This is a genomic window from Comamonas sp. B-9 (assembly GCF_000410635.1).
Classification (GTDB): domain Bacteria; phylum Pseudomonadota; class Gammaproteobacteria; order Burkholderiales; family Burkholderiaceae_C; genus Comamonas.
Map to the genome: position 1 here is coordinate 36,788 of NZ_KE148668.1, position 10,029 is coordinate 46,816.

The 10,029-nt window shown below is 66.4% G+C and carries 10 protein-coding genes; 3 read left to right on the forward strand and 7 right to left on the reverse strand.

All coding sequences use genetic code 11. From position 1 onward, the window contains the following. Together H928_RS33860 and H928_RS29575 are read right to left on the reverse strand one after the other, a co-directional pair. A partial coding sequence (locus H928_RS33860) for an FAD-binding oxidoreductase (protein WP_373604939.1) occupies positions 1-859 on the reverse strand: 859 nt, incomplete at its 3' end. A 32-nt stretch (positions 860-891) separates the two neighbouring features. Then, complete coding sequence (locus tag H928_RS29575) at positions 892-1,368, reverse strand: DUF2069 domain-containing protein (RefSeq protein WP_021028715.1); 477 nt, start codon at positions 1,366-1,368, stop codon at positions 892-894. Positions 1,369-1,388: 20 nt separating this feature from the next. Between H928_RS29575 and H928_RS29580 the strand changes: the two genes are divergently transcribed. Continuing rightward, on the forward strand, positions 1,389-2,783 hold the full coding sequence (locus H928_RS29580; RefSeq protein WP_021028716.1) for a YihY family inner membrane protein: 1,395 nt from the start codon (positions 1,389-1,391) through the stop codon (positions 2,781-2,783). 134 nt (positions 2,784-2,917) lie between these two features. On the opposite strand, the gene H928_RS30410 is transcribed toward H928_RS29580, so the two are convergent. The 4 genes from H928_RS30410 to H928_RS0123675 form a co-directional block, all read right to left on the reverse strand. Beyond that, a complete protein-coding gene (locus H928_RS30410) occupies positions 2,918-3,757 on the reverse strand; it encodes a PoNe immunity protein domain-containing protein (protein ID WP_021028717.1) in 840 nt (279 codons plus the stop codon). Positions 3,758-3,998: 241 nt separating this feature from the next. Next, complete coding sequence (locus H928_RS0123665) at positions 3,999-4,835, reverse strand: alpha/beta fold hydrolase (RefSeq protein ID WP_021028718.1); 837 nt, start codon at positions 4,833-4,835, stop codon at positions 3,999-4,001. 27 nt (positions 4,836-4,862) lie between these two features. Then, positions 4,863-5,285, reverse strand: a complete 423-nt coding sequence (locus H928_RS0123670; RefSeq protein WP_027011329.1) for a GNAT family acetyltransferase — start codon at positions 5,283-5,285, stop codon at positions 4,863-4,865. Beyond that, positions 5,285-6,583, reverse strand: coding sequence for an O-acetylhomoserine aminocarboxypropyltransferase (locus H928_RS0123675; protein ID WP_021028720.1), 1,299 nt, complete (start codon positions 6,581-6,583; stop codon positions 5,285-5,287). The genes H928_RS0123670 and H928_RS0123675 overlap by 1 nt, the downstream gene beginning before the upstream one ends. Positions 6,584-6,721: 138 nt before the next feature. Here H928_RS0123675 and H928_RS0123680 point away from each other — a divergent pair, with 138 nt between their 5' ends. After that, entirely contained in the window at positions 6,722-7,174 is a 453-nt protein-coding gene (locus H928_RS0123680) for a CBS domain-containing protein (RefSeq protein ID WP_021028721.1), read from the forward strand. 115 nt (positions 7,175-7,289) lie between these two features. Here H928_RS0123680 and H928_RS29590 read toward each other — a convergent pair whose 3' ends face one another. Beyond that, positions 7,290-8,612 carry a citrate synthase family protein gene (locus H928_RS29590; protein ID WP_021028722.1) on the reverse strand — a complete coding sequence of 441 codons (1,323 nt, stop codon included), beginning with the start codon at positions 8,610-8,612 and terminating at the stop codon, positions 7,290-7,292. Positions 8,613-8,808: 196 nt separating this feature from the next. Between H928_RS29590 and H928_RS29595 the strand changes: the two genes are divergently transcribed. After that, a partial coding sequence (locus H928_RS29595) for a CoA transferase (RefSeq protein WP_373604940.1) occupies positions 8,809-10,029 on the forward strand: 1,221 nt, incomplete at its 3' end.

Consider the following 10,029-nt stretch of genomic DNA (forward strand, 5'->3'; position numbering starts at 1 on the left):
AGTTCTCCAGCACCACGGCATAGGGGAAGGCGGGGTTGTCGATAAAGGGCACGCGCAACTGGGGCATGTGCTTGTCGACCAGGGTCAGCGCAAAGCGGTTCATCACCTCAAAGCCGGTCAGGCCCGCGCCCAGGTACTGGTGCGCCAGCGCCAGCAGGCGCACGGCAGCATCGAACGACGGCAAGGCCGCCCAGGCGGTGAGCTGGCTCGCGGGCATGGGGTAGATCTTCATCGTGGCTGCGGTGATCACGCCCAGGGTGCCTTCGCTGCCGATGAAGAGGTTGCGCAGGTCGTAGCCGGTGTTGTCCTTGCGCAGGCCCTTGAGGCCGTTCCAGATCTCGCCCTGGGCGTTGACCACTTCCAGGCCCAGGCACAACTCGCGCGTATTGCCATAGCGCACCACCTGGGTGCCGCCGGCATTGGTGCCCAGGTTGCCGCCAATGGTGCAGCTGCCTTCGGCCGCCAGCGACAGCGGGAACAGATAGCCCTGGCCTTCGCAGCGCTCCTGCAGGGTCTGCAGGATGCAGCCGGCCTCGACGGTGACGGTCAGGTTGTCCTTGTCGATCGTGCGGATCGCCTGCATGCGGCCCAGGTTCAGCACCACCTGCTGGCCCGAGGTATCAGGCGTGGAGCCCACGACCAGGCCGGTGTTGCCGCCCTGGGGCACGATGGAGGTGCCATTGGCCGCGCAGGCCTTGACGACGGCGGCTACCTGCTCGGTCGTGGCGGGGCGCACCACCGCCAGCGCCTTGCCGTGGACGCGGCGGCGCCAGTCCTGCTCATAGGCCGTCAGGTCGCCCTCGGTAAGTACATGGGCATCGCCCACAATCTGTCGCAAGCTCGCAATCAGGTCGGTCATCGGAAGTCTCAGCAAATAAAAAGAAAACGGTTCTAGGAAGCGGCTGCGCGCTGGGTGGCCGGGGAGGTGGCGCGTTGGCGGCCCCGGATATGCAGCACGCAGGCGGCAAACAGCAGCAGGCACAGCGCGATCTCGGCCAGCGCGCACCAGCGGCTGGGCGGCGCATCGCCCCAGGCGCGCACCACGCCCTCAATAAAATACAGCCACACCAGCAGGCTCAGCCAGCGGTAGGTATACATACGGCGCTTGAGCAGGCCGGCCAATGGAATGCACAGCGGCAAGGCCTTGAGCACCAGCCAGGAGCCGCCGGGCCGCAAGGGGGCCAGCCACAGCTCCCAGGCCAGAGACAGCAGCACCAGGCCCAGCAAGGCCGCCACGGCCAGCCAGCGCGAAAACTGCGCAGCGGCACCCGCAGTTGCACCCTCAGCTGCGCCCGCAGCGGCGCCCGCAGCGGCAGGCGTTACCAAATCAGGCAGATTTGCGGCGGGTTCAGGGGTGGATGCAGGCATGGAAATGGCATCATATCGGTATGTACGTCAGTGATGAGAAAAACGCGGCATCTTTGCAGGTGCAACCGCGCCAGGGATGGGCTTTGTGGTGGCAGCAATTCGCGGCTTTTCCCTGGCGCAACACCGTCAATACCTTGCGCACGCGCTTTGGCGAGGACCGCCTGGGCCTGACGGCCAGCAGCCTGACCTTTACCACCATGCTGGCACTGGTGCCTTTCTTCACGGTGGCGCTGGCCTTGCTCACCGCCTTTCCGATGTTCGCGACGGTCGAGGCGCAGCTGCAGCGCTGGCTGATCGAGAGCCTGATCCCCAGCACCATCGCCAGCCAGGTGCTGGGCTATATCACGCAGTTTGCGTCCAAAGCAAGCCGCCTGGGCCTGGCGGGCCTGAGTTTTTTGCTGGTGACGGCGCTGGCGCTGATATTGACGATGGACCGCACCCTGAACAACATCTGGCGCGTGCGCCAGCTGCGTCCGCTGGGCCAGCGGGTGCTGATCTACTGGGCGGCCATGTCGCTGGGACCGCTGGTGCTGGCCTCCAGCCTGGTGCTGACCTCGTCGGTGGTGGCCGCTTCGCGCAGCGCGATGGGCGAGCTGCCCTACCTCATCCGCCTGGCCTTTGATTCGCTGGAGTTTGTGCTGCTGGCATCTGGCGTGACCGCCATGTACCGCTATGTGCCCAACACCCATGTGCGCTGGCGCGATGCGCTGGCCGGCGGGCTGTTTGTCGCCGTGGGCATCGAGGTGGCCAAGAAGGTGCTGACCCTGTACCTCGTGCATGTGCCAACCTACTCGACCATCTACGGCACCTTTGCCACCTTGCCAATCTTGCTGATCTGGATCTATGTGGCCTGGGTGATTGTGCTGTTGGGCGCTGTGGTCGCTGCCTACCTGCCCAGCCTGCTGGCCGGTGTGGCGCGCCTGCCGCTGGCGCAGAGCTGGGATTTTCAGCTCGCGCTCGAATGCCTGCGTGCGCTCAACCTGATGCGCTACCAGCCCGAGAAGGGCCTCTACCTGCACCAGCTTGCCACCCGCTTGCAGGTGGAAGATGTGCAGCTGCACCGCGCGCTCGATGTGCTGTGCCAGCTCGACTGGGTGGGCGCCGTCGTCGATGTGGACGAGCGCCGAACCAGCGCGGGCGCGCCCGAGAGCCAGCATGACATGCGCTATGTGCTGCTGATCGAGCCGGCGCAGACCCTCGCTGCACCGCTGGTCAGCGCGCTGATGCTGGACCGCAACGAGGCGACCGAGCCTTTGTGGTGGCACAGCGGCCTCGACCAGATCGCGCTGATTGCGCTGCTCGAGCGCCGCCATTGGCTGCCCGGTGAGGTGCCTGCGGATGAGGCAGATGCGCCAGCGCAGACGCTTGAACCCGCGTTGGACGCTGCGGCGCAGGCGGATCAGGCCAAGGCTTAAGAACCTGTTCAAAGTCTCTACGCAGCCGCGTTGGAGTGCAATCGGATGGGCTGGAGCTGCCGCGCGTCAGGCGGCTTGCCCGATGGGTATTCTCAGCGGTAGCGCTAACTGCTGGGCAGTGGCGTGGCAGCCGCTCAGTGCGCGGCGAAGCTGGCCTCGTTGAAGGCCAGGCGCTGGCGGGCCAGCGCCACCATGTCGGCGGGGTAGCTGCTGTAGGCGGTCAACGGGCTGTCATCCAGCTCGTACAGCACCACCAGCGCGGCGACTTCCCAGGCCCAGCGCGGGTGGTGCTCGCCCATGCCAATGAGCCGGCCAATGGCGGCCAGCGCAGGGTGCAGCTGGCTGCTGTAGTTCTCGTCCAGATAGGCTTGCAAGGGCTCGGTGCCCAGCTCGGACTGCTCGAAGAAAGCCATCAGATCGGCATAGGGCTTGGGGCAGAAGACCTGGGCCGAGGCTTCGTCCTTTTCGCAGGCGACGGCGCTCAGGTAGTCGAGCAGGCAGTCGCAGCGGTTGCCCAGCAGGCGCTCGACAATGCCGGGAATCAGCTCCTGGCGCTCCAGCAGTACGGGCAGCGCCAGCAGTTGCACGGCAGCCGGGTAGCTGTTGGAGGCGGGGTTGATCGGTTGGCGCGCTTGCGCCGGCGCTGCGGCATCGCTGCGCATAAAGACCGCATACTCATTGCACCAATGCAGCACATGCTCGAACAGGGTTTCCATCGCGCGAGGCGGCAGGCCCCGGCTGTAGGCCAGATCCAACAGTGCCAGCGATTGCAGTGCCGCACGGCACCAGCCGGCCCGGGCAGCACGTTGGCTGTCGGCGTCCAGATCTTGCACATCCAGACCATAGTAGCCATGGCTGGAGAATTCATGCAGGCTTGACAACTGGTCTGCCCAGGTCTCTGCCCATCGCTCCAGGTCCATGTCCACGCGCGGCCGCAGCAGATGCCAGGGTTGCGCCTGGCAGTGTTGCAGCAAACAGGGAAGGGCCTTGTATTGCATAAGTCGTATGTATCGGGTCTGCAGCTTTTCAGGTGCAGCTGTCTGGGCCTCCATCGGCCTGGCAGATAGGCTAACGCATTTGATGCCGGCATTGCGGCATTTTTTGCAGTGGCTTACGCCTTCTTACGCCAGATACATGCGTGATCTTCTGCTATAAAAACAAAAGCAATATCACAAAAGCAAAGCTGATAGCGGGGCGGATCGCTGCGGCAGGCCCTCAGGCCGGAACCTGCGGCGCTGCGGCCTGCGTCTGCAGAAAATGGTGGATCGCAAACAGGGTCGCGTCGGGTGACTCGGTCATCTGGTTGTGGCCGCTGGGCACCATCTGGACCTGCACCTGCTTGCCAGCGGCCCTGGCGGCATCGACCAAGCTACGCGCGGCGCGGGCCGGGGTCATCTGGTCTTGCTCGCCCAGCACAAACAGCACCGGGCAGGCGAGGGCGGCCATCGCGGCCTGGCCATTGCGGTAGCTGTCGCAGGCCACAAAGCCGGTGTGCAGCAGGTTGGTGTCGCCGTTGCTGGCTTGCACGCGGCGGGCCAGCGCCATGCCGGCACCAAACACCCAGCTGCCAGCACCCGAGGGCGGTGCCAGCGTTGCGCGCGAGAAGGTCTGCACCATGGCAATGGCCTGGTCGGTTGCGCTGAGCGCTTGCTCCAGCAGCGCGGGGGCAACCTTCATCGGATCGGCCGTGCCGACCAGCACCAGGTGGCTGATGCGCGCGCCCAGGCGTGCGGCCGCTTCCATCGCAATCAGGCTGCCCCAGCTGTGGCCGATAAGGGCCGCCTGCTGCAGGCCTGCGGCATCGAGCAGCTGGGCGATGGTCTCGGCCGCTTCTTCCACCGTGCGCGGCGCCGGGCCGCCACTTTTGCAGTGGCCGGGCAGGTCGATGGCCAGCACGTTCCAGCCGTGGTTGGCCAGGTAGCGGCTTTGCAGCGCCCAGACGCTGTGGTCACACAGCACGCCGTGGATAAAGATGGCAGTGGGCTGGTTCGCATCCAGCGCCTTGCCGCCGGTGTAGGCATACAGGTCGGCACCTTGTACTTGGATTCGCATGTCTGTGCTCCGATGGTGTGGCTGAGGCTAGATGTCGGCAATCAGGCGTTTGCCCAGGCTCACGGTGTGGTCGTTGGCATAGCCCAGGCTTTCGTAGAAGGCGATCACCGCCTCGTTGCCGGCGCGCACCTGCAAGTTGAGCTTGGGGCAGCCCAGCGCCGTGAGCTCGGCTTCGGCCCGCTGCATCAGCTGGCGCGCATGGCCCTGGCGCTGGTGCCGGGGGTGCACGGCCAGGTAGTTGATCCAGCCGCGGTGGCCGTCGTAGCCGACCATGATGCTGGCCATCACCGCGCCTTGTTCATCGACCCCGACCCAGAACAGCTCGGGCGAGACGCTCTGCTTGCGCGCAATGTCCTTGTGCGGATCGTTCCAGGGACGGTAGAGGCCGCAGTCATGCCACAGCTGCACAACGGCTTCGGAATCTTGCAGTGCAAAGACACGAATTTCCATCATGCGGCCTTCTCTGCGGCCTTGAGCGCGCGCTTCAAGTCATCGATCAGGTCATCGGCGTCTTCGAGGCCGATCGATAGGCGGATCGTGCCCTGGCTGATGCCCGCTTGCGCCAAGGCGTCGTCATGCATGCGGAAATGCGTGGTGCTGGCCGGGTGGATGACCAGCGAGCGGCAGTCGCCGACGTTGGCCAGGTGGCTGAAGACCTTGAGCGTCTCGATGAACTTCTTGCCCTGGTTGCGGTTGCCGGCAATGTCAAAGCTGAACACCGAGCCCGCGCCGCGCGGCAGCAGCTTTTGCGCCAGCGCGTAGGAGCTGTGGCTCTCCAGCATCGGGTGGCCCACGCGGCTGACCATCGGGTGGCTGGCCAGGAACTGCACCACTTTTTCGGTGTTGCGCATATGGCGCTCCATGCGCAGCGGCAGGGTCTCGATGCCTTGCAGAATCAGCCAGGCGCTGTGCGGGCTCATGCAGGCGCCAAAGTCGCGCAGGCCTTCACGCCGCGCGCGCAGCAAGAAGGCGCCGGTCGTTGATTCCTCGCTGAACACCATGTTGTGAAAGCCGTCATAGGGCTCGGTCAGCTCGGGGAAGCGGCCCGACTTTTCCCAGTCAAAGCTGCCGCCATCGACCACGATGCCGCCGATGACGGTGCCGTGGCCGGAGAGGAACTTGGTGGCCGAGTGGTAGACGATGTCGGCGCCATGCGCAAAGGGCTTGATGAGCCAGGGCGAGGTCAGGGTGGAGTCGACCAGCAAGGGCACGCCGGCCTCATGGGCGATGGCCGAGACGGTGGGGATGTCCAGCACATCGAGGCCGGGGTTGCCCACCGTCTCGCCAAAGAACAGCTTGGTGTTGGGCCGCACCGCTGCGCGCCAGCCGTCAATATCGCCGGGTTGGACAAAGGTGGTCTCGATGCCAAAGCGGGCCAGGGTGTAGTGCAGCAGGTTTTGGCTGCCGCCATAGAGCGCGGTGCTGGCAACGATATGGCTGCCCGCGCCCATCAAGGTCGCAACCGACAGGTGCAGCGCGGCCTGGCCGCTGGCCACCGCGATCGCGCCCACACCGCCTTCGAGTGCCGAGACACGCTGCTCCAGCACCGCATTGGTGGGGTTGCTGATGCGGCTGTAGACATGGCCGGGCCGCTCCAGATTGAAGAGGCTGGCTGCGTGGTCGCTCGACTCGAAGACGAAGGAGGTGGTCAGGTGGATGGGGACGGCGCGAGCCCCGGTGGCCGGGTCCGGCTGGGCGCCGGCGTGCAGACTCAGGGTGTCAAAGCCGGGGTCGGTGTAACCGGGCATGGCGTATCTCCGCGATGTTGTCGTTCTGGACGGGCATTGTCGGCTATATTTAGCAGACCTGGGCGGGCAGGCCTGTCGCCGATGCGTGTGCACGCAGGCGGGCCCGCCAGCATCGGAGAACGGTACAAGGAGACACCCATGAAAGTCAGCGATATCCTCCGCCTTAAAGGCAACACTCTCTACACGGCCAGCGTCAACGACCCTCTGGGCGACGCGATCCAGACCATGGCGGAGAAGGACATTGGCTCGCTGGTAGTGATGGAGCACGGCGATGTCGTGGGCATGTTGACGTTCCGCGAGGTGATCGTTGCCATCGTCAACAATGGCGGCACGGCAGGCAATATCCTTGTGCGCAGCGTGATGGACGATGCACCGCTTACCTGCACGATGGAGACCGACATGGACGAGGTGCGCCGCATGATGCTGGACCGCCATGCCCGCTACATGCCGGTGATGGACAAGAAGATGCTGATGGGTGTGATCAGCTTCTACGACGTGGCCAAGGCCGTCGTCGACAGCCAGAACTTCGAGAACAAGATGCTCAAGGCCTATATCCGCGACTGGCCGGTGGAAGGCGAGACCGATTCTTGATGCAGCGGCTGGCCCAGCTGGGAGGCTGAACCGGCCATCTGCCAGAACTGCCAAAGTAGCGGCCCGCGAGGCCGCTTTTTTGCGCCTGTGCTTTGGAACAGCGGCTTGCTACGGGTCAGAAACGGATGATGCGCCCGGGGATGCGGCCGGCGCTGGTGTCGGCCGTGGCAGGGGCCTCCGCCTGCGCATCTGTCTCGGCCGGCAAGCCCACATACTGGGCCCGGGGGCGGATCAGCTGGCCGCTGTCGCGCTGCTCCAGCGCATGTGCCAGCCAGCCTGCCGTGCGGCCCAGTGCAAACAGCACAAAGGCAGCGCCTGCGGGCAGGCCCAGGCCGCGCTGGATGGCGACCAGCGCATAGTCCAGGCTGGGGTGCAGGCCCGTGTGGTGGTGTACGGCGGCCAGCAGGGCATGGCGCTGCGCATGGGCCGGCAGCAGGCGGAGCAGGCGTTGGCTGCGCGGGTCGCCTGCCGGGTAGAGCGGGTGGCCAAAGCCCGCGCAGTAGTGCGGGCTGCCATTGATGCGGGTGTCCGCCAGCAACTGGGCGAGCGATGGGGGCAATGCCTCGCTGCTGCGCCGCGCCGCATGCCAGTCGTCCCAGTGCTGGTCGATCACCGCCGTCATCCCCCCGTGCAGTGGGCCGGTCAGTGCGGCGAGACCTGCGCCCAGGCTGGCATGCAGGCGGGCGCCGGTCGATGCCACTACCCGCGCGGCAAAGCTGGAGGCATTGAGCTCATGGTCGGCGCACAGAACCAGGGCCTGGCGCAAGATGTTTTCGCCCACTGCATCTACTTGCCAGAGGGCTGCGAGCTGCTGGTGGATGAGCTGTTCGGATGCAGGCTGGGCTTTATCGCAGGACGGTAGCCCCGTCAGCACCCCCAGCATCTGCTGCAACAGCGGTTGGGGCCAGCCGGGTTGGGCCAGCTTGGGTTCCTGGGCGGGCAGGCTGTGCCAGGCGCGCAGTACCTGCTCGGGTGGGCGGGGTTGCGGCAGGGGCTGTGCTGTGGCTGCCTTGGGGGTTGCCCTGCGGGCGCTGTCGGGTTCTGCCGCGATGGGCTGGCCCAGCAGCAGCGCGGCGGTGTCTTCCAGGCTGGCGTGCTGGGCCCATTGCAGCGCATCGCGCCCCCGGTAGTACAGCTGCCCTTGCGCCACCTGGGTGATGGCCGAGCGCAGCACCGGTGTGCCCCAGTCCAGGGTGGAGCGGGCCAGCTGCGCAGGGTTGCGCACGGTTTGCCGCTGGCGCGCGAGGCGCTGCACATCGATACGGGCATAGACATGGCCGCTCAGGCCCGGTTGGCGGTGCGCTTGCAGCAGGCCCCGGCTCACATAGGCATAGAGGCTGGCGCGCTGCACCCCCAGCATGGCGGCGGCCTGCTGGCTGCTGAGCCAGGGGCTGTCGTCGTCGGAAGGTGGGACGGGGGCGGGGCGTGCAGAAACCATGGGCCATGCTACTGCAGTGAGAGATGAATGGCATGTGTATCGGCCCAATCAAGATTGACCCCGGGGTGCGGCAGGTATGCAATGGCGGCAGTCCGTCACCCAGGAGAACGCCTTGCCAACCACCAACAACCACACCGCCACCAGCCACCACCTGGCGCAGCAACCGCTGCATGCGGCCATACAGGCCAGCGTGCACATGCTGTGGCAGCAAGCGGGCCTGCCAGCGCAGGCTTTGCAGCAGGGCGCGTTGGCGCTCAGCGGCGATGGCGCAGCCTACCCCTCGAGTTTTTGCCTGGATGTGGCAGCGCCCGCGGCCGTGGCGGCCAGCGGCCTGGCCAGCGCCTTGATCCACCAGCACCGCCAGCAGCTGGCCATGCCCCAGGTCCAGGTGGATGTGGGCCATGTGCTGGCCGAGTGCAGTGGCTATTTCACCTTGGACGGTGAGCAGCCCAACCTCTGGGCGCCCATCTCAGGCCTCTATGCCTGCGGCGCCGATCGCGGCGCGCCGGGCTGGCTGCGCATCCATGCCAATTTTGCGCACCACCGCGATGGCATGCTGCGGCTCTTGGGCCTGCCCACGGGCGAGGCCACCCCGCGCCAAGCGGTGACCGATGCGCTGCAAGGCTGGACGGCGCAGGCGGTGGAGGAGCGCGCTGCCGCGCTCGGCCTGGTGGTGGCAGCGGCCCGTAGCCCGCAGGAATGGCAGGCCCATCCCCAAAGTGCGGCGGTGGCAGCGCAGCCCTTGGTCGCCATCACGCAGCTGGACAGCAACCAGCCTGCCGCCCCCCGCGATGGGCCGGCGCCTGCCCAGCACCGGCCGCTTGCTGGCCTGCGTGTGCTGGACCTGACCCGCATTCTGGCAGGGCCCGTAGCAGCCCGCAGCCTGGCGGCGCAAGGGGCCGATGTGCTGATGCTCAATGGGCCAGCTCTGCCCAATATCGAGGCCATTGCCGATATGAGCCGGGGCAAGCGTTCGGCCTTGCTGGATTTGAAAACCCCGGCAGGCCAGGGCGCCATGGCCGCGTTGCTGGGCAAGGCCCATGTGCTGCTCCAAGGCTACCGGCCGGGCGCGCTGGATGCGCTGGGGCTGGATCCGCAGTCTGCCGCCCGGCTGCGGCCGGGCATCGTCTATGCCAGCCTGTCGGCCTATGGCCGCAGCGGCCCCTGGGCCGACCGGCGCGGCTTTGATTCGCTGGTGCAGACGGTTTGCGGCATCAACTGGGCCGAAGGCCAGGCGTTTGGCAGCGCGGGGCTGCGCGCTTTGCCGCTGCAGATTCTGGATTACAGCGCGGGCTTTTTGCTGGCCTTTGGCATCCAGGCTGCGCTCTACCGCCAGGCTACGCAGGGCGGCAGCTGGCATGTGCAGGTATCGCTGGCGCGGGTGGCGCAGTGGCTGCAGTCCATGGGCCAGCGGCCG

Bases quoted from the DNA above. Each gene is read 5' to 3' on its own strand.
- H928_RS29575 (WP_021028715.1), bottom strand. From the start codon at position 1,368: ATGCCTGCATCCACCCCTGAACCCGCCGCAAATCTGCCTGATTTGGTA.
- H928_RS29580 (WP_021028716.1), top strand. From the start codon at position 1,389: ATGTACGTCAGTGATGAGAAAAACGCGGCATCTTTGCAGGTGCAACCG.
- H928_RS0123665 (WP_021028718.1), bottom strand. From the start codon at position 4,835: ATGCGAATCCAAGTACAAGGTGCCGACCTGTATGCCTACACCGGCGGC.
- H928_RS0123670 (WP_027011329.1), bottom strand. From the start codon at position 5,285: ATGGAAATTCGTGTCTTTGCACTGCAAGATTCCGAAGCCGTTGTGCAG.
- H928_RS0123675 (WP_021028720.1), bottom strand. From the start codon at position 6,583: ATGCCCGGTTACACCGACCCCGGCTTTGACACCCTGAGTCTGCACGCC.
- H928_RS0123680 (WP_021028721.1), top strand. From the start codon at position 6,722: ATGAAAGTCAGCGATATCCTCCGCCTTAAAGGCAACACTCTCTACACG.
- H928_RS29590 (WP_021028722.1), bottom strand. From the start codon at position 8,612: ATGGTTTCTGCACGCCCCGCCCCCGTCCCACCTTCCGACGACGACAGC.